The sequence below is a fragment of the Curtobacterium guangdongense genome (assembly GCF_049341845.1).
Lineage (GTDB): Bacteria > Actinomycetota > Actinomycetes > Actinomycetales > Microbacteriaceae > Curtobacterium > Curtobacterium guangdongense.
On sequence record NZ_JBMPIT010000005.1, the window covers coordinates 288979 to 308197 of the forward strand.

18 protein-coding genes are annotated in these 19219 nt (G+C 70.5%); 2 read left to right on the top strand and 16 right to left on the bottom strand.

The window, feature by feature from the left end:
- The 9 genes from carB to ACO0E1_RS09945 all read right to left on the bottom strand — a co-directional run bounded on the left by carB (position 1) and on the right by ACO0E1_RS09945 (position 10791).
- Complete coding sequence (gene carB / locus ACO0E1_RS09905) at positions 1-3279, bottom strand: carbamoyl-phosphate synthase large subunit (protein WP_422874028.1); 3279 nt, start codon at positions 3277-3279, stop codon at positions 1-3.
- A complete protein-coding gene (gene carA / locus ACO0E1_RS09910; protein ID WP_422874029.1) occupies positions 3279-4478 on the bottom strand; it encodes a glutamine-hydrolyzing carbamoyl-phosphate synthase small subunit in 1200 nt (399 codons plus the stop codon). The genes carB and carA overlap by 1 nt, the downstream gene beginning before the upstream one ends.
- Positions 4478-5020 (bottom strand): PH-like domain-containing protein, encoded by a 543-nt coding sequence (locus ACO0E1_RS09915; RefSeq protein WP_422874030.1) that lies wholly within the window; start codon positions 5018-5020, stop codon positions 4478-4480. The genes carA and ACO0E1_RS09915 overlap by 1 nt, the downstream gene beginning before the upstream one ends.
- Positions 5017-6378: a dihydroorotase gene (locus tag ACO0E1_RS09920; protein ID WP_422874031.1), complete on the bottom strand. Its 1362-nt coding sequence runs from the start codon at positions 6376-6378 to the stop codon at positions 5017-5019. Before ACO0E1_RS09920 ends, ACO0E1_RS09915 begins: the two co-directional genes overlap by 4 nt.
- The gene (locus ACO0E1_RS09925) at positions 6375-7334 is read right to left on the bottom strand and encodes an aspartate carbamoyltransferase catalytic subunit (protein ID WP_422874032.1); all 960 of its coding nucleotides are present in this window, start codon (positions 7332-7334) and stop codon (positions 6375-6377) included. The genes ACO0E1_RS09920 and ACO0E1_RS09925 overlap by 4 nt, the downstream gene beginning before the upstream one ends.
- Positions 7331-7912, bottom strand: a complete 582-nt coding sequence (gene pyrR / locus ACO0E1_RS09930) for a bifunctional pyr operon transcriptional regulator/uracil phosphoribosyltransferase PyrR (protein ID WP_422874033.1) — start codon at positions 7910-7912, stop codon at positions 7331-7333. Before pyrR ends, ACO0E1_RS09925 begins: the two co-directional genes overlap by 4 nt.
- A 58-nt stretch (positions 7913-7970) precedes the next feature.
- A complete protein-coding gene (gene nusB / locus ACO0E1_RS09935; protein ID WP_281264705.1) occupies positions 7971-8423 on the bottom strand; it encodes a transcription antitermination factor NusB in 453 nt (150 codons plus the stop codon).
- A complete protein-coding gene (gene efp, locus ACO0E1_RS09940; RefSeq protein ID WP_144758338.1) occupies positions 8420-8983 on the bottom strand; it encodes an elongation factor P in 564 nt (187 codons plus the stop codon). The genes nusB and efp overlap by 4 nt, the downstream gene beginning before the upstream one ends.
- A 116-nt stretch (positions 8984-9099) precedes the next feature.
- Positions 9100-10791, bottom strand: coding sequence for an ABC1 kinase family protein (locus ACO0E1_RS09945; protein WP_422874034.1), 1692 nt, complete (start codon positions 10789-10791; stop codon positions 9100-9102).
- A 128-nt stretch (positions 10792-10919) separates the two neighbouring features.
- Between ACO0E1_RS09945 and ACO0E1_RS09950 the strand changes: the two genes are divergently transcribed.
- Both ACO0E1_RS09950 and ACO0E1_RS09955 read left to right on the top strand, forming a co-directional pair.
- On the top strand, positions 10920-11222 hold the full coding sequence (locus ACO0E1_RS09950) for a hypothetical protein (RefSeq protein WP_422874035.1): 303 nt from the start codon (positions 10920-10922) through the stop codon (positions 11220-11222).
- Positions 11216-11383 (top strand): hypothetical protein, encoded by a 168-nt coding sequence (locus tag ACO0E1_RS09955; protein ID WP_422874036.1) that lies wholly within the window; start codon positions 11216-11218, stop codon positions 11381-11383. The genes ACO0E1_RS09950 and ACO0E1_RS09955 overlap by 7 nt, the downstream gene beginning before the upstream one ends.
- Before the next feature lie 7 nt (positions 11384-11390).
- Here the strand turns inward: ACO0E1_RS09955 and aroB are convergent, their stop codons facing one another.
- The 7 genes from aroB to ACO0E1_RS09990 all read right to left on the bottom strand — a co-directional run bounded on the left by aroB (position 11391) and on the right by ACO0E1_RS09990 (position 19218).
- Positions 11391-12473 (bottom strand): 3-dehydroquinate synthase, encoded by a 1083-nt coding sequence (gene aroB, locus ACO0E1_RS09960; protein ID WP_422874090.1) that lies wholly within the window; start codon positions 12471-12473, stop codon positions 11391-11393.
- Between the two features lie 11 nt (positions 12474-12484).
- The gene (locus ACO0E1_RS09965) at positions 12485-13012 is read right to left on the bottom strand and encodes a shikimate kinase (RefSeq protein WP_422874037.1); all 528 of its coding nucleotides are present in this window, start codon (positions 13010-13012) and stop codon (positions 12485-12487) included.
- The gene (gene aroC, locus ACO0E1_RS09970) at positions 13009-14229 is read right to left on the bottom strand and encodes a chorismate synthase (protein ID WP_281264709.1); all 1221 of its coding nucleotides are present in this window, start codon (positions 14227-14229) and stop codon (positions 13009-13011) included. The genes ACO0E1_RS09965 and aroC overlap by 4 nt, the downstream gene beginning before the upstream one ends.
- Positions 14230-14265: 36 nt before the next feature.
- Positions 14266-15756 carry an endolytic transglycosylase MltG gene (gene mltG / locus ACO0E1_RS09975; RefSeq protein WP_422874038.1) on the bottom strand — a complete coding sequence of 497 codons (1491 nt, stop codon included), beginning with the start codon at positions 15754-15756 and terminating at the stop codon, positions 14266-14268.
- Between the two features lie 71 nt (positions 15757-15827).
- Positions 15828-16280, bottom strand: a complete 453-nt coding sequence (gene ruvX, locus ACO0E1_RS09980) for a Holliday junction resolvase RuvX (protein ID WP_422874039.1) — start codon at positions 16278-16280, stop codon at positions 15828-15830.
- A 2-nt stretch (positions 16281-16282) separates the two neighbouring features.
- The gene (alaS, locus tag ACO0E1_RS09985) at positions 16283-18940 is read right to left on the bottom strand and encodes an alanine--tRNA ligase (protein ID WP_422874040.1); all 2658 of its coding nucleotides are present in this window, start codon (positions 18938-18940) and stop codon (positions 16283-16285) included.
- 95 nt (positions 18941-19035) lie between these two features.
- Positions 19036-19218, bottom strand: a complete 183-nt coding sequence (locus ACO0E1_RS09990) for a hypothetical protein (protein ID WP_422874041.1) — start codon at positions 19216-19218, stop codon at positions 19036-19038.
- Position 19219: the final 1 nt, after the last annotated feature.

Here is a 19219-nt window from a genome sequence, read left to right on the forward strand (position 1 = left end):
TCACCAGCCAGCCCGCTCGAGCGCGTAGTCCTGCAGGCTGCGGACGCTGTGCTGCGTGCCGATCGTCTCGATCGCCGCGACTGCCGCACCGAGCTGCGCGATCGTCGTGAACAGCGGCTTGTCCGCCGCGACGGTTGCCGCGCGGATCTCGTAGCCGTCCGCGCGACCCGACGCGCCCGACGGCGTGTTGATCACGATGTCGACCTCGTCGCGGGCGAGCATCTCGACGACGCTGTCGCCGCCCTGGCTGAACTTGCCGACGACCGACACCTGGATGCCGTTGCGGCGCAGGACCTCGGCGGTGCCCTCGGTCGCGGTGATCGTGAAGCCGAGCTGCTGCAGGCGGTGCACCGGCAGCACGATCGCGCGCTTGTCGGTGTCGGCGACGCTCACGAAGACCGTGCCGGACGTCGGCAGCCCGCCGTACGCGGCTTCCTGCGACTTGAGGAACGCCCGCGGGAAGTCGCGGTCGATCCCCATGACCTCACCCGTGGAGCGCATCTCCGGGCTGAGGACCGAGTCGACGACCTGGCCCTCTGCCGTGCGGAACCGGCGGAAGGGCAGCACGGCCTCCTTGACCGCGACCGGGGCCTGGGCGGGGACGAACGCGCCGTCCCGCTCCGGCAGGAGCCCCTCGGCGACGAGTCCGTCGACGGTGGTCCCGGTCATGATGCGGGCGGCGGCCTTCGCCAGCGCGATGCCGAGCGCCTTGGAGACGAACGGGACGGTGCGGCTGGCACGCGGGTTCGCCTCGAGCACGTAGAGCACGCCGGCGCCGATCGCGAACTGCACGTTGAGCAGCCCCCGGACACCGATGCCGCGCGCGATCTTCTCGGTCGCGTCGACGACGGCCTGGATCTCGCCGCGGCCGAGCCCGACCGGCGGGAGCGTGCACGACGAGTCGCCGGAGTGGATCCCGGCTTCCTCGATGTGCTCCATGATGCCGCCGATGTAGAGCCGCTCACCGTCGAAGAGCGCGTCGACGTCGATCTCCACGGCGTCGTCGAGGAACCGGTCCACCAGGAGCGGCAGATCAGGGCCGATGATCGCCTGGTCGGCCATCCGGTCGAAGTAGTCGGCCATCGCGGTGGAGTCGTAGACGATCTCCATGCCGCGGCCGCCGAGGACGAACGACGGGCGGACGAGCACCGGGTACCCGATCTCCTCGGCCACCGCGGTCGCGCTGGCGAGGTCGTGCGCGGTGCCGTTGCGCGGGGTGAGCAGCCCGGCCTCGTCGAGGATCGCGGAGAACTGACCGCGCTCCTCGGCGGAGTCGATCGCCGTCGGGCTGGTGCCGAGGATCGGGATGCCGGCAGCCTCGAGCGGCTTCGCGAGCCCCAGTGCCGTCTGGCCGCCGAGCTGCACGACGACGCCGACGAGCTCCCCGGACGCGGCCTCGGCCTCGATGACCTCGAGGACGTCCTCGGTGGTCAGCGGCTCGAAGTACAGGCGGTCGGAGGTGTCGTAGTCCGTGGAGACCGTCTCCGGGTTGCAGTTGATCATGATCGTCTCGAACCCGGCGTCCGAGAGCGCGAAGGACGCGTGCACGCACGAGTAGTCGAACTCGACGCCCTGGCCGATGCGGTTCGGGCCGGAGCCGAGGATGACGACCTTCTTGCGGTCGCTCGGGGCGACCTCGGTCTCGGTGTCGTAGGACGAGTAGTGGTACGGCGTGAGTGCCGGGAACTCGCCGGCGCAGGTGTCCACCGTCTTGAACACCGGACGGATGCCCAGCGCGTGACGGGTGTTGCGGACGTCCTGCTCGGTGACGCCGCGCAGCGCCGCGATCTGGATGTCGCTGAAGCCGTGCTCCTTCGCCCACCGGATCGTGTCGGCGTCGAGCTCCGCTGCCGCGGCGACCTCGGCGGCGACCTCGTTGATGAGCACGATCTGGTCGATGAACCACGGGTCGATCTTCGTGGCGTCGAAGACCTCTTCCGCGGTGGCGCCGGCGACCAGGGCCTGCTGCACCGTGACGATGCGGCCGTCGGTCGGGATCGCCGACTTCGCCAGCAGTGCGTCCTTGTCGAGCTCGGTGGCCGGGGTGTCCCAGTGGAAGCTCGAGCCGCGCTTCTCCAGCGAGCGGAGCGACTTCTGCAGGGCGGTGGCGTAGTTCCGGCCGATGGCCATCGCCTCGCCGACGCTCTTCATCGTCGTGGTCAGCGTGGCGTCGGCGGCCGGGAACTTCTCGAACGCGAACCGCGGGGTCTTCACCACGACGTAGTCGAGCGTCGGCTCGAAGCTCGCCGGGGTGACGCGCGTGATGTCGTTCTGGATCTCGTCGAGGCGGTACCCGATGGCGAGCTTCGCGGCGATCTTGGCGATCGGGAAGCCCGTCGCCTTCGACGCGAGGGCGCTCGAGCGGGACACGCGCGGGTTCATCTCGATCACGATGACGCGACCGTTCGACGGGTCGATCGCGAACTGGATGTTGCAGCCGCCGGTGTCGACGCCGACGCGACGGATGATGTCGATGCCGATGTCGCGGAGGTTCTGGTACTCGCGGTCGGTGAGCGTGAGCGCCGGGGCGACCGTGATCGAGTCGCCGGTGTGCACGCCGACCGGGTCGACGTTCTCGATGGAGCAGACCACGACGGTGTTGTCGTAGTTGTCCCGCATGAGCTCGAGCTCGTACTCCTTCCAGCCGAGGATCGACTCCTCGAGCAGGACCTCGGTCGTCGGGCTGGACTGCAGGCCGTCGCCGACGAAGCGGACGAGCTCCTCCTCGTTGTACGCGAAGCCGGAGCCGAGACCGCCCATCGTGAAGGACGGACGGACGACGAGCGGGTAGCCGAGGTCGGCCGCGAACGCCTTCGCCTCCTCCAGCGTGTGCGCGATGTGGCTGCGCGCCACGTCGGCACCCGACTCGAGCACGAGCTCCTTGAAGAGCCAGCGGTCCTCGCCGCGCTGGATCGCGTCGACCTTGGCGCCGATGAGCTCGACGCCGTGCTTCTCCAGGATGCCGGCCTCGTCGAGGGCGATCGCCGCGTTCAGGGCGGTCTGGCCGCCGAGCGTCGGCAGGACGGCGTCCGGCTGCTCGATGCGGATGATCTCCTCGAGCGAGGCGTTCGTGATCGGCTCGATGTACGTCGCGTCGGCGAAGTCCGGGTCGGTCATGATCGTGGCCGGGTTCGGGTTCACGAGGATGACGCGGATGCCCTCTGCACGGAGGACACGGCATGCCTGGGTGCCGGAGTAGTCGAACTCGGCGGCCTGGCCGATGACGATCGGGCCGGAACCGATGACGAGGACGGAGTTGATGTCGGAGCGCTTGGGCATCAGTTCGCTTCCTTGGTGGTGTCTGCTGCGGGAGTCGTGGCGTCGGCGGTGGCGGCGTCCAGCGGACGGCCTTCCGCGCGCGCCACGACCATGTCCCGGAAGCGGTCGAAGAGGTACATGCTGTCGTGCGGTCCCGCGGCGGCCTCCGGGTGGTACTGCACGCTGAACGCGGGGATGTCGAGCGCGCGGAGGCCCTCGACCACGTTGTCGTTCAAGGAGTAGTGCGAGACCTCGACGCGGCCGAAACCGGCGGGCGACTCGAGGACCTCGCCGACGGGGGCGTCGACCGCGAAGCCGTGGTTCTGGCTCGTGATCTCGACCTTGCCCGTGGTGGTGTCGAGCACCGGCTGGTTGATCCCGCGGTGACCGAACGGCAGCTTGTACGTGCCGAACCCGAGGGCGCGGCCGAGCAGCTGGTTGCCGAAGCAGATCCCGAAGAACGGACGGCCGTCGTGCAGGCTCTCCTGCAGGAGCGTCACCTGGGCGTCGGACGCAGCGGGGTCGCCGGGGCCGTTCGAGTAGAACAGGGCGTCGGGGGCGAGCGCTCGGAGCTCCTCGATCGTGACGTCCTGGGGCAGGACGTGGACCTCGAAGCCGCGCTCGGCGAGGTAGCGGGTGGTCGACGCCTTGACACCGAGGTCGAGCACGGCCAGCGTGCCGATCTGCTCGCCGACCGCGGGGACGACGTAGGTCTCGGGGGTGGACACCGTCGCGGAGAAGCTCGCGCCGGCCATGTCGGCCTGCTCGCGCACGAGCCGCGCCTGCTCCTCGGGTGCCAGCGCGGCGTCTGCGCCGCTGAACACGCCGCCCTTCATCGCGCCGGCGTCCCGGATGCGCCGGGTGAGCGCACGGGTGTCGATGCCGGAGATGCCGACGATGCCGTCCCGCTCGAGGTGGTCGTCGAGCGAGGCGTTCGCCCGGTGGTTCGACACGACGCGGCTGGGGTCGCGGACGACGTACCCGGCCACCCAGATGCGGCGGGACTCGGGGTCCTCGTCGTTGACGCCGGTGTTGCCGATGTGCGGCGCGGTCTGCACCACGATCTGCCCGGCGTACGAGGGGTCGGTCAGGGTCTCCTGGTAGCCGGTCATCCCGGTCGCGAAGACCACCTCGCCGAGTGTGCGCCCGCGGGCGCCGTAGGCCCATCCGTCGTACCGGGTGCCGTCCTCGAGGACCAGCACGGCCCGTTCGCGTGTCATCAGTTCGTCCCTTCGCCCGCGTGGTGCGGGTGGTTGTGCTTCGTCGCCAGCTCCTGGAGCGCGTGCAGTGCTGCTGCGTCGCCCTCCGGGAACCGGAAGTAGGTGTCGAGGTCCGTCGCACCTGCGGCGCCGGTCGCCGTCCATCGCAGACGGACCAGTCCCCCGGGTTCGACCACGCGGTCGATGGCCCAGGTGGCACGGTCCGCGCCGCGGACGGCGTCCCGGGCGACCCAGCGGTCGTCGGCTCCGGCGAGGTGCAGCACCACGCCGTCCCGGTGGACGGTCACGCCGCCGCGGCCGCGGAAGCCGAGTCCGCCGGCGGTGATGCGTTCGAGCGGGGTGTCGGCCCGGGTCGTCGCGACGGTGAACCCGTCCCACGACCCGGCTTCCGGCCCGGGGTCGGCCGGCACACTGACGGGAGGCACGGATTCCGCCTGCCCGCGGGCCCGCGTCCGCCAGGTGCGTGCCATGGCGACGAACAGCGCGGCCACGGCGAGGAGGATCACCCCGCCCAGCAGCCAGCGTGCGGCGTCACCGCTCATGCGGTCGCCGCCGTCCTGGTCGTCGCCGCCGCCGCGGCGGCGACCGTCTCGGTGTCGACGAGGGCGCCGTCGAGGAGCGTGGGGTACCCCTGGTGGAAGGTCGCGACGACCCGACCCGGGAGCCGCATGCCGAGGTACGGCGAGTTCTGCGACTGTCCGGCGAGGTCGGTCACCGCGAACTCGCGGACCGCGCTCGGGTCGTACAGTGTGATCTCCGCGGGGGCACCGGCCGCGATCGCGTGGCCGTGCCCGGCGACCTGCCCGATCCGGGCAGGAGCGCTGGACAGCACGCGGGCGACGTCCGCCCAGTCCAGTCGGCCGTCCTCGACCACCGCGGCGTGCACGACGCTCAGCGCGGACTCGAGGCCGACCATGCCGTTCGCGGCGGCCGGCCACTCGCAGCACTTGGCTTCCGCCGTGTGCGGCGCGTGGTCCGTCGCGACGATGTCGATCGTCCCGTCGGCCAGTGCGGCGCGCAGGGCGTCCACGTCCTCGCGGGAACGGAGCGGCGGGTTCACCTTGTACTTGGCGTCGTACCCGGGTGCGCCGTCGACCCCGGCGATGAGGTCCTCCGTGAGCACCAGGTGGTGCGGCGTGACCTCGGCGGTGACGTCGATCCCGCGGGACTTCGCCCAGCGGATGACCTCCACGCTGCCGGCGGTCGAGACGTGGCACACGTGCAGCCGCGCTCCGACGTGGTCGGCGAGCAGGACGTCGCGGGCGATGATCGCCTCTTCGGCCACCGACGGCCAGCCGGCGAGCCCGAGCTCCGACGACAGCCGGCCCTCGTTCATCTGCGCGCCGATCGTCAGCCGGGGTTCCTGCGCGTGCTGCGCCAGCACGCCACCAAAGCCCTTGATGTACTCGAGCGCGCGCCGCATCAGCAGCGGGTCGGCGACACACGAGCCGTCGTCCGAGAACACCCGGACCTTCGCCCTGGACGTCGCCATCGCACCGATCTCGGACAGGTGCGTGCCCTGCAGCCCCTGCGAGACGGCACCGATCGGGCGGACCGTGACGTACCCGGCGTCGTCGCCGAGGGCCTGGACCTGCTCGACGACGCCTGCCGTGTCGGCCACCGGGCTCGAGTTCGCCATCGCGTTGACGGCGGTGAAGCCGCCGGCGGCCGCGGCACGCGAGCCGGACAGGACCGTCTCGGACTCCTCGAAGCCGGGCTCGCGGAGGTGCGTGTGCAGGTCCACGAGACCGGGCATGGCGATCAGGCCGTCCGCGTCCACGGCCGTGGCACCGGCCGCGTCGAGACCGGACCCGACCGCGGTGATGCGTCCGGCCTCCAGTCGGATGTCGGCACGGGTGCCGTCGACCAGCTGCGCGCCGCGGATGAGGTGGGCGGTCATGCGATGGTCTCCTTCGCTTCGTTTCCGATCAGTGCCAGGTACAGCACCGCCATGCGGACGCTCACGCCGTTGGCGACCTGCTCGACGACGGTCGAGCGAGGGTCGTCCGCTGCCACGCCGGCGATCTCGAGTCCGCGGTTCATCGGGCCGGGGTGCATCACGAGCGTGCGCTCGGACAGCCGCTGGAAGCGGGCCGCGGTGAGCCCCCAGTGCCGGGTGTACTCGCGCGGGTTCGGGAAGAACGCGTCGTTCATCCGCTCCTGCTGGATGCGCAGCGTCATCACGACGTCGGGGTCCTCCGCGAGGGCCACGTCGAGGTCGTGGTGCACGGCAGCGCCGAACGGGGTCGTGGTGGCGGGCAGCAGCGTCGGCGGCGCGGCGAACGTGACACTGGCACCGAGCGTGCGGAGCAGCCACGCGTTGGACCGTGCGACGCGACTGTGCAGCACGTCGCCGACGATGAGCACGCGCACGCCGTCGAGGCCCTGGCCGCGTGAGGCAGTGCCGTGCAGGCGGCGGCGCATCGTGAAGGCGTCGAGCAGGGCCTGGGTCGGGTGCTCGTGCGTCCCGTCACCGGCGTTCACCACCGGGACGTCGATCCAGTCCGCGTCGGCGAGCACCCGCGGGGCGCCGGACGCGCCGTGGCGCATGACGATGCCGTCGATGCCCATCGCCCCGAGGGTCTGGACGGTGTCCTTCAGGGACTCGCCCTTCGAGACGCTGGAGCCCTTCGCGGCGAAGTTGATGACGTCGGCGGACAGGCGCTTCGCCGCGGCCTCGAACGAGATGCGGGTGCGCGTGGAGTCCTCGAAGAAGAGGTTCACGACGGTCTTGCCGCGGAGCGCAGGCAGCCGCTTGACCTCGCGCGTGCCGACCTCGGCCATCTCCTCGGCGACGTCCAGGATGTGGATCGCCTCGGTGCGGGAGAGGTCGGCGGTGGAGAGGAGGTGCTTCACGAGGCGACATCCGACGTCTCGCCCGGCTTCTCGCTCTGCTCGATGACGACCTGGTCGGTGCCGTCCGTCTCCGTCAGCCGGAGCGTCACGCGCTCGTCGGACGCCGTCGGCAGGTTCTTGCCGACGTGGTCGGCACGGATCGGGAGCTCGCGGTGCCCCCGGTCCACGAGCACGGCGAGCCGGACGGCGCGGGGCCGGCCGATCCCCTGCAGCGCGTCGAGCGCCGCGCGGACGGTGCGGCCCGAGTAGAGCACGTCGTCCACGAGCACGACGACCTTGCCGTCGATGCCGCTCGTCGGGATCATCGTGCGGTGCGGCGCACGGCCGATGCCGTGGCCGAGGTCGTCACGGTGCATCGTGACGTCGAGCGTGCCGACGCGCTGGTCGCGCTGATCGGCCCAGTCGGGCTCGATGCCGGCGAGGATCGTCGCGAGACGATCGGCGAGCACGGCTCCGCGCGTCGGGATGCCCAGGAGCACGAGATCCGAGCCGCCGTGGTTGGCCTCGAGGATCTCGTGGGCGATGCGTGTCAGAGCACGCGTGATGTCGGGGTGCTGCAGGACCGTTCTGGTACCCACGCCGACCTCCTTCCCCGCCTCTCAGGACGGCATTTAAAGGATGCTGACGTGGTCAACCCTACCGGGACTCCTGGTCCCCTGCGACCGTCCGGCCGGACGGTGCACGGCCCCCGGCGACCGCGCCGAGGACGCCGTTGACGAACCCGGCGGACTCCTCCGTCGAGAGCGACTGCGCGAGCTCGACCGCCTCGGCGATGGCGACACCGTCGGGCACGTCGGCGTTGAACCGGATCTCCCAGACACCCATGCGCAGGATGCACCGGTCGAGGACCGGCATCCGGGCGATCGACCAGCCCTGCGCGTGGTCGACGATCACGGCGTCGATCTCAGCGCGCGCTTCCTCGACGCCGGTGACGACCTGCCGGGCGTAGTCCCAGCTGGACGCACGCTCGGGCTGGTCGAGGTGGCGGACGGTCTCCGTGGCGAGGACGTCCGCGATCGGGAGATCGCGGACCTCCGCCACGTACAACATGTCGAGGGCGCGCTTGCGGGCCTTGGAACGAGCGCTCATTCGTTGACGCGGCCGAGGTAGTTGCCGTCGCGCGTGTCGATCTTCACCTTGGTGTCGGTCTCCAGGTACAGCGGGACCTGGATCTGGTAGCCCGTGGCCTTGATCGTCGCGGGCTTGGTGCCGCCGGACGAGCGGTCGCCCTGCAGGCCGGGCTCGGTCTCGATCTCGGTGACGATCGAGGTCGGGAGCTCGATGTAGAGCGGGTTGCCCTCGTTCATCGCGATGGTGACCATCGCGGACTCGAGCAGGAAGTTCTTCGCGTCGCCGACGACCGTCGCGGGGACCGGGATCTGGTCGTAGGTGTCGGTGTCCATGAACACGTACGAGTCGCCGTCCTCGTAGAGGAACTGGTAGTCACGACGGTCGACCGTCGCGGTCTCGATCTTCGCGCCCGCGTTGAACGTGCGGTCGACGACCTTGCCGGAGACGACGTTCTTCAGCTTGGTGCGCACGAACGCACCACCCTTGCCGGGCTTGACGTGCTGGAACTCGACGACCGACCAGAGCTGCCCGTCGATGATGAGAACGGCGCCGTTCTTGATGTCAGTGGTACTGGCCATGAGTCTTCGATGTCCCGTTCGTATTGATGAGTGAAGTGTTCGGGCGGCTGGCGCCCGGAGTCGGACGGCTGGCGCCCGTGTCGGGCGCGCGCCCCGGACGAGTGTAGCCGACGGCGTCACTCCCGCCGTCGTGCCCGCCACGCGTCGATCGCCGCCCAGACCAGCAGCACCACCGCCGCACCGCCGAGCAGCCCACCGGCCGCCGCGGTGCTCAACGCAGCCGTCGGTCGCGCGGGCGACGCCAGGTAGACGATGGCGAGGACGCCCGCTCCTGCGCCGAGCAGCACGAGGAGCACCCGACGGATCAGGCCGGACAGCGTCCGTCGGTCCCGCTGGTCCGCGAACAGTCGGATGTTGACGGTCAGCTTCCCCGTCTCGATCGCCTCGCCGATCCGGTCGACACGGCGTGGCAGGCGTCGGGCGGTCGACACGAGCCCGAAGAGCTCACGCACCGCGACGTCCCGCAGCTTGCCCGGACGCAGTTGATCGCGGATCTGCTCGCGGGCGAGGTTCCGCGATTCCTCGAGCAGATCGAAGCTCGGCACGAGGGTGCGGAGGGTCCCCTCGAAGATCGCGAGTGCCCTGGCCGCGGCCACGAAGTCCGGCGGGGCCTTCAGCCGGTACTGCCCGAACACCTCGACCGCGTGGTCGACGGTCTCGACGCCGATGCGCGCACCAGGCCCGAGTTCCTCGGCCACGAACCGGGCGATGTCCCGCCGGAAGTCCGGCTCGTCCTGCGCTCGGCGCACCGGGGCCATGCGCAGCACCGCGTCCGCGATCCGGGAGGTGTCGTCCTGCAGGTAGGACGCGAGCAGCTCCTGCACGACGTCGCGGAGCCCCGGGTCGAGTCGGCCGACGGACCCGAAGTCGATCAGTGCCGGCCGACCGTCGGGGAGCAGGAGCACGTTCCCCGGGTGCATGTCGGCGTGGTAGATGCCGTCGAAGACCACCTGCCGCAGGAACACGCGCAGGATCGCCCGCATCGGCTCGTCCAGGTCGCGGCCGGACCGGGTGGCCCGGATCGCGCTCAGCGTGTCGCCCTCGAGGAACTCCATCACGAGCACCCGTCGGCCGGACAGCTCCGGGTACGGGTCGGGGAAGCGCACCTCGTCCGGACGGGCACTCCGCGCCTGTGCCGCGCGGAGTGCTTCGAGGTTGCGGAGCTCCGACGTGAAGTCGACCTGCCGGATGAGGTCGGCCGCGTACTGCGCCGCCACGTCCTGCACGCCGATCTGCCGAGCCTCGGTCGAGGTGCGGGCCATGAACCGCACGACCCGGAGCGCGATGTCGACATCGCGCCGGACGGCGTCGTCGATGCCGGGCCGCTGCACCTTCACGGCGACCGCCGTGCCGTCGTGCAGTCGGGCACGGTGGACCTGTGCGATCGACGCGGCCGCGACGGGTGTCGTGTCGAAGGACTGGAAGACCTCGTCGACGGGCGCGTGCAGATCGCTGGCGAGCAAGGCGGCGACGGCAGCGGGGTCCGCCGGCGTCACGTTGCGCTGCAGGTGCGCGAGGCCCTCGGTCCACTCGTCGGGCAACAGGTCGTCCCTGGTCGACAGCAGCTGCCCCATCTTCACGAACCCGCCACCGGCTTCCTCGAGCGCGCGGCGGAGGTGCTCCGCCTGGCTCCGGCGCTTGTCGGACGTCTCGGGGTCGCGGGAGAAGTCGAGCCGACGGAACGGCACCAGACCGTGTCGGCGGGCGATGGACAGGAGTTCGGCGAACCGGCGCGCGCGGGTGCGGAGTGTTCCGGGCTCCGCCGCCGGCCCGGCGCCGAGGTCGCTCAGGCGGGGTGGGTTGGGCACTCGGCCAGCATGCTCCCCCGGGCTGGGCTTCAGCAGACGGCTCCTCCACAGCCGGGAGGCTCGGCGCGCGTTCCACAGATCGGCTGGCCGCCGCCTCGTGGCTCGGTCCACGACCTCACGCTCGTCCCATGGACACCGCACTGATCGCCGCTGCCATCGCAGCCGCTGCCGCCGTCTTCGCAGCGGTCATGGCCTGGATCGCCGCCGGTCAAGCGCGACGTTCGAGCGATCGAACGCACGCGTGGGCACGGATCATCTGGACCGTCCAGACCGCGAGCGATACGGAACACGACATTTCGGAAAGTGTGCTCGCGAACATGCGCGACCTACGGTGGGCTCCCGAGGACGACCGCGAACTCGCCGCCAGGCTGCTGGCACAGATGCGCCGCCGTTCCGACGGATTGCCCAGCGAAGGAGTGCCACCATGCTGAAACGGAAGCCGCTCGACGTCCCGACCGACCCGTTCGAACGCCGGGCGTTCGCCAACGGCGCCACGCCCGAGGAATGGGCCGAGTTCCACCGCACCAACATCATCACGGTGTCGATGCGCGTGAAGTGGTGGTGGCGTCGGACGCTCCACGTCCTTCGATGAGCGCGGGCTAGACGCCGACCTCCTGGTAGGCGGTGAAGAGCAGGTGGTCCTCCGGCCCCTCGAGGGTGACGGGCTTGCCGACACCGTCGAGGATGATGAACCGCAGCATCCCTGCACGGGCCTTCTTGTCGCGGCGCATCGTGGCGAGGAGCCCCTCCCACCGGCCGAGCGGGTAGGTCGTGGGGAGCGACAACGAGTCGAGGATGGCACGGTGCCGATCCACGGTCGCGTCGTCGAGGTGTCCGGTCAACCGGGCGAGCTCCGCGGCGAACACCATCCCCACCGAGACGGCCGCACCGTGACGCCACTGGTACCGCTCGGCATGCTCGATCGCGTGTCCGAGCGTGTGCCCGTAGTTGAGGATCTCGCGGCGGCCCTGCTCGGTGAAGTCGTCCGACACCACCTGCGCCTTGAGCTCGATCGCGAGCTCGACCACGCGGCGGAACTCCGGCGTCGTGGGGTCGGTCGCGCGATCGACGTCGGCTTCCACGATGTCGAGGATCTCCGGAACGGCGATGAACCCGGCCTTCACGATCTCCGCGAACCCCGTGAGCACGTCGTTGCGCGGCAGCGTCAGCACGAGGTCGATGTCCGCGACGACCGCCTTCGGCGGGGAGAACGCGCCGACGAGGTTCTTGCCCTCGTTGGTGTTGATGCCGGTCTTGCCGCCGACGCTTGCGTCCACCATGCCGAGCACGCTCGTCGGGATCGCGATGTACGGCACGCCGCGGAGCCACGTCGCGGCGACGAACCCCGCGAGGTCGGTGACGGCTCCCCCACCGAGCCCGATCACGGCGTCGGTCCTGGTGAAGTCCGACTGCCCCATGATCTGCCAGCAGAACGCCGCGACCTCGACACGCTTGGCGGCCTCCGCGTCCGGGACCTCGGCGATGAGTGCCTCGAGGCCCGCGTCGACGAGCTGCACGCGGAGCTCCTCCGCGCGTGCACCGAGGGTCGGGGCGTGCACGATGAGCACCTTGGTGACCCGCGGTCCGAGGAGCGCCGGCACGGAACCGAGCAGGCCGTTGCCGACCGCCACGACGTACCCGTCGTCGCCGCCGACGCGGATCTCGGTGGTGCCCTCTGGCAGGGTCGACTCGGTCACGGTGTTCCTCCTGTTGTCCCCCGCACCCACGCGACGACGTCGTCGACGACGTGCGACATCGGGCGGCGGGAGGTGTCGACGACGATGTGCGCCAGCTCCGCGTAGGTCGCGGCGCGCTCGTCCATGATGGTCTGCCAGGCGTCGATCCCGCCGGACGCCAGCAACGGCCGGTCCGAGCCGTTGATCCGCTCGGCGACGGCCTCCGGCGACACGGTGAGCAGGACGACGCGCGCCCCGACCATCGCGTCACGGGTGGCCGCGTGGGTCACGGCTCCCCCGCCGACGGCGATCACCCCGCCCGACGCCATCGCCGCGGCGACCGCATCGGCCTCGAGCGCCCGGAACGCCGGTTCGCCACGGTCCGCGAAGATGCCGGGGATCGGTCCGTGCTCACGGACGATCACCCGGTCGGTGTCGGTGAAGGGGACACCGAGCTGCTTCGCGACCCGCTTGCCCACGCTCGACTTGCCGGCGCCCATCGGTCCGATGATGACGACGGGAGCAGCGGCGTGCCCGGCGCTCACCAGGTGCTGGAGGGCTCAGCCGGCTCCGTGCGGCGGGAACGCAGGGTCTCCGGGATCGACGCGAGGTACGACTCGAGGTTGCGCTTGGTCTCCACGACGTTGTCGCCACCGAACTTCTCGAGCACGGCGTCGGCGAGCACGAGCGCGACCATGGCCTCGGCGACCACACCGGCGGCCGGCACGGCGCAGACGTCCGAGCGCTGGTGGTGCGCGGACGCGTCCTCACCCGTGGCGACGTCGATGGTGTGCAGCGCGTGCGGGACAGTGGCGATCGGCTTCATCCCGGCGCGGACGCGCAGCACGGTCCCGGTGGACATGCCGCCCTCGGTCCCACCGGCGCGGTCGCTCGTGCGGATGATCTCGCCGTCCTCGCGGAACAGCTCGTCGTGCGCTTCGGAACCGCGGCGTGCAGCCGTCTGGAATCCGTCGCCGATCTCGACGCCCTTGATCGCCTGGATGCCCATGATCGCGGCTGCGAGGCGCGCGTCGAGACGGCGGTCCCACTGCACGTGCGAGCCGAGCCCCGGCGGGACGCCGTAGAACAGCACCTCGACGACACCGCCCAGGGTGTCCCCGTCCTTCTTCGCCGCCTCGACCTCGGTGACCATGCGGGCGGAGGTGTCGGCGTCGAAGCAGCGCAGCTGGTCCTCGTCGAGCCGGTCGACGTCGTCGGGCTGCGGCAGGGCGGTGCCGTCGGGGACGCGGACGGTCCCGACCTGCAGCGTGTGCGCGACCGACCGGATGCCGAGTTCGGCGAGGAAGGACTTCGCGACGGCGCCGAGGGCGACGCGCGCCGCGGTCTCGCGAGCAGAGGCACGTTCGAGGATCGGGCGGGACTCGTCGAACCCGTACTTCTGCATGCCGACGAGATCGGCGTGCCCCGGACGCGGGCGGGTCAACGGGGCGCTGCGACCACGCGAGAGCTCGGTCTGCTCGACCGGCTCCGGGTTCATCACCTCGACCCACTTCGGCCACTCGGTGTTGCCGATACGGATCGCGATCGGGCTGCCGAGGGAGTACCCGTGCCGGACACCGCCGGACACGTGCAGTTCGTCCTGTTCGAACTTCATGCGCGAGCCGCGGCCGTAGCCGAGCTTGCGCCGCGCGAGGTCGGTACGGATGGACTCGAACGACACCGGGACGCCGGCGGGCAGGCCCTCGAGCATCGCGATCAGTTCGGGTCCGTGGGACTCACCAGCGGTCAACCAACGAAGCATGGTGTCCATCCTCCCACAGCGACGGAGCCCGAGTCGTTACTGGTACGAGGGGTTCGCGCGGAGCCACGCCTGGAACTGCTTCACCGCCTGCTGGTGCTCGGCGTAGGTGTCCGAGAAGACCGTCTCACCGGTCTCGAGGTTCACCGTGACGAAGTACAACCAGTTGCCGGTGGCCTCTTGTGTGACCGCCTTGATGGCGATGTCGCCGGGGTTCGAGATCGGCGCGGGCGGCAGTCCCTCGTGCTGGTACGTGTTGTACGGGTTCGAGGCGTCGTTCCGCTCGGCGTCGGTCGTCGTCACCCGATGGGTGTTCCCCGTGCCGTACGCGACGGTCGCGTCCGACTGCAGCTTCATCCCCTGGTCGAGGCGGTTCTGGAACACGCGCGCGACCTTCGGGTAGTCGGCAGCCAGACCGGCTTCCTTCTGCACGAGCGACGCGAACACGATGACGTGCTCCTGGTCCGCCTCGGCCACGCCGGCGTCCTTCAGGTGCTGCTTCATCGTGTCGACCATGGACTGGAAGTACTGCTTCGCGGTCCAGCCCGGGTTGATCGGGTAGGTCGCCGGGAACAGCCAGCCCTCGAGGGTGGTCACGCCGCTCGGGAGTCCGTACGCCGAGACGTCCTTCGCTGCCGACGACACCTCGGCTTCGCTCAGTCCGGCCTTCGAGACCATGCCGGCCTCGATGTCCTTGAGTGCGGTGCCCTCCGGGATCACGATGGAGGCGCTGACCTTGTTGTCCTTGTCCTGCAGCGCCGCGAGCGCGGCCTTCGAGCTCATGTGCTTCTTCAGCGCGTAGGAGCCCGGCTGGAACTGGACGTCGCTCGACGCCAGCAGGAGCTTGTAGAACGCGGTCGACGTCTTCACGACGCCGCTCCGCTGCAGGGTCTTCGCGACGTCCTCGCCGATGTCGCCCTGCTTGATGGTGATGGTGACCTTCGAGGTCCCGTTCCCGGTGTAGTCGTCGGTCTCCTTCGCGCCGGTGAGCGCTCCGATGACCTGCTGCACCTTCGGCGCAGCGAACGTGTAGGCGCCGACGCCGGCCGCCAGCACGACGGCGACGATGACGATGCCGGCGATCAGTCCGCCGCGAGAGCGACGGTGCGGCTCACGGGGCGGCCTGGAGGCTCGTCCGCGTCCGCCTCGACGCCCACGACCGCCGCCTCCCGCGGATCCACCGCCGTCGCCGGTGCTGCCGGCGCCGTCGCCGGCGCCCGGTGCAGGCGCTGCCCCGCCCTCGGTGAGCAGGTCGTGCACCTCCGGGTGGAGCTCGTCGACGGATCGTGCCACCGGAGCGTCGGCCGGTGAGACCGGCCGCTCCGACTCGTCGGGGGGCGACCCAGCGGCCGCGCGAGCCGACGTCGCTTCCCGGGCACGAGCCTCCCGTCGGGACAGCGGGCGCCCTGCGGCACCGTCGGCGGAGCGGACGTCGTCGCGTCCATCGGGTTCGCCGTCGGCGGGCTTCGCCCGCCGCTCGGCGTCGTTGCCGGGCGCGATGATCGCGTTCCAGTCCAGGTCGTCTGCCAACGGTCCTCGATCTCTCGGTCGGGAAGACTCCGCGGGGGCTCCGTCGCTTCGGTGACGACGGGAGGGCAGCCCTACTCGGGGAGCGTGGCCCCGGGTGGGGCGCCGGACGCACGCTCGTGGTCGAGCGCATGTTGCAGAATGATAACAGCGGCCGCTTGGTCGATCACGGACCGCGACTTCTTGGCGTTGCGTCCCGCCTGCCGCATCCCCCGCTGGGCGGTCACCGTGGACAGTCGCTCGTCGACCAGACGGACGGGTCGGTGCTCGGCGATCCGGGCCGCGAACTCCCGCGCGTCCGTCGTGGACGGCGTGTCCGCTCCGGACATCGACAGCGGCAGTCCGACGACGATCTCGAGCACATCGTACTCGTCGGCGATCGTCAGGATCCGACGCACGTCCGTGTCGTCGTCGCGCGCGACGGTCTCCACCGGCGTCGCGAGGAGTCCGTCACGGTCGCAGACGGCCACACCGATCCGGGCGCGGCCGACGTCGACGCCGAGCCGGCGTCCGGATCGGATCGTCATGGTCAGGCCGACAGCCGCGTGGTCACCGCACGGAGCGCTTCGGGCAGTGCCGCAGCGTTCGTGCCACCGCCCTGTGCGAGGTCGGGCTTCCCACCACCGCCGCCGCCGAGGACACCGGCGGCTTCCTTGGCGAGCGGTCCGGCCTGGATCCCCGCGGCACGGGCGGCGTCGTTCGTCGCGACGATGACGGCCGGCTTGTCGTTGACCACGGCGCCGAGCACGACCACCGCGGCGCCGTCGCCGAGCTGGGCGCGGACGCCGGTGGCGAGCGATCGCAGGTCGTCCGCGGAACCGAGGTTCTCGACCGACTCGGCGACCACGGTGGTCGCGCCGATCGTCGTCGCCTGGCGGGCGATCGCCGGCACACGCTGCTGGAGCCCGGCCGACTCGAACTCCGCGATGCGCTTCTGCGCGACACGGAGGTCCTCCATCAGGGACTGGACACGGGTCGGGAGGTCCGCCCGCGGGGCCTTCAGCGCACTCGAGAGCTGGGACACGATCGTGCGCTCGACCGCGAGGTCGCGGAAGCCCTCGAGCCCGACGAGGGCCTCGACACGACGGTTGGTGGAACCGACGCTGGATTCGCCGACCAGGTTCACGAGACCGACCTGCGAGCTGGACGCGACGTGCGTCCCACCGCAGAGCTCACGCGACCACGGGCCACCGATGTCGACCATGCGGACCTCGGCGCCGTACTTCTCGCCGAACAGCGCCTGCGCGCCGAGTTCCTTCGCCTGGTCGAGCGGCATGATCCTGGTCGAGACCTCGAGGTCGGAGCGGATCGCGGTGTTCACGACCTCTTCGATCTCGGAACGGGTCTCGAGCGAGACGGGCTGGCTCCACGAGAAGTCCAGGCGCATGTACCCGGACTTGTTGTACGAACCGGCCTGCAGTGCTTCCGGCCCGAGGATGTCGCGGAGCGCCGCGTTCACGAGGTGGGTCGCCGAGTGGGCCTGGGTCGCGCCCCTGCGGTACTCGGCGTCGACCACGGTGGTGGCCGCGTCGCCGACGCCGACCTCACCGGAGCGGACCTGCACCTTGTGGCTCCACAGCCCGGAGACCGGTCGCTGCACGTCGAGGACCTCGAGGTCGAAGCCGTTGCCGACGATCGACCCCTGGTCGGCGTCCTGCCCGCCGGACTCCGCGTACAGCGTGGTCTCGCTGAGGACGACCTCGGCGATGTCACCGGCCACCGCACGGTCGACGCTCTGGCCGTCCACGATGAGGCCGAGCACGCGGGACTCGGCTTCGAGGGCGTCGTACCCGAGGAAGGTGGTCTCGCCGGAGGCACGGAACGCGCTGTAGACGCTGAGGTCCGCCAGCGCGGTCTTCTTGCTCTTGGCGTCCGCCTTGGCACGCGCGCGCTGTTCCGACATCAGGGTGTCGAAGGCGGAGCGGTCGACGTGGACGCCCGCTTCCTCGGCCATCTCCATCGTCAGGTCGATCGGGAAGCCGAACGTGTCGTGCAGGAGGAACGCGGTGTCCCCGCCGATCGACGGCTGGTTGTCCTGCTTCGCGCGGTCCACCGCGACGTCGAGGATCGTCGTCCCCTGCGCCAGGGTGCGGAGGAAGGTCTCTTCCTCCGCGTAGGCGATGCGCGAGATGCGGTCGTAGTCGGACGCGACCTCGGGGTAGGCGTCACGCATGGCGTCACGCGACGCGGGGAACAGCTCGGGGAACGTCGCACCCTCGACACCGAGCAGGCGCATCGCCCGGACGGTCCGGCGCAGCAGACGGCGGAGGATGTAGCCGCGTCCCTCGTTCGACGGCGAGACACCGTCGGCGATGAGCATCAGCGAGGACCGCACGTGGTCCGCGATGACGCGCATGCGGACGTCGTCCTCGTGCACCGCGCCGTAACGACGACCGGAGACCTCCGCCGCCTTGTCGAGGACCGGGCGCACCTGGTCGATCTCGTACATGTTGTCGACGCCCTGCTTGATGAAGGCCACGCGCTCGAGCCCCATGCCGGTGTCGATGTTCTTGTTCGGCAGCTCGCCGGTGATCTCGAAGTCGTACTTCGACCGCACGTCGGCGATCTGGTACTGCATGAAGACGAGGTTCCAGATCTCGACGTACCGGTCGTCGTCCGTCGCCGGACCACCGTCGATGCCGTACTCCGGGCCGCGGTCGAAGAAGATCTCCGAGCAGGGGCCGGCGGGACCGGGCTGGCCGGTCGACCAGTAGTTGGTGTCCTTGCCGAGTCGCTGGATGCGTTCGTCGGGCAGGGACGAGTGCTGCTTCCAGAACGCGATCGCCTCGTCGTCGTCCTCGTACACCGTGACCCACAGGTCGTCCGGCGAGAAACCGAGCCCACCGTCGGGCTCCGGCGAGGTGAGGAACTCCCAGGCGTACTGGATCGCCTGCTCCTTGAAGTAGTCGCCGAAGGAGAAGTTGCCGTTCATCTGGAAGAACGTGCCGTGCCGCGGGGTCTTGCCGACTTCTTCGATGTCGTTGGTGCGGATGCACTTCTGCACGCTCGTCGCGCGGGGGTACGGCGCGGGGATGAGTCCGGTCAGGTACGGGATGAACGGGACCATGCCGGCCACCGTGAACAGCAGCGACGGGTCGTCCGAGACGAGCGAGGCGGACGGGACGACGGTGTGGCCGCGGTCACCGAAGTACTGGAGCCAACGGCGGCGGATCTCTGCGGTCTGCATGGTGCTTCCTGATGACGTGGAACGGGTACGGGCGCTGGTGTTGTGCGGTGCGGGGCTGTTCGGTGCGACGGTGTCGCCGCGTGTCGGTGCGACGGTCAGTCGTCGGTGCGGAGCTCGGCTTCACGGGAGCGGTACCCGTCGGCCACGGCACCGGTGAAGGCCTTCGTGCGGGCATCGACCTCGGCGAAGAACTTCGCGCCCGACGAGGTCCTGCTGACCTTGTGGGCGATGAGGAACCCGATGACGACGCCGACGGCGACGAAGAACAGTTGCTTCACG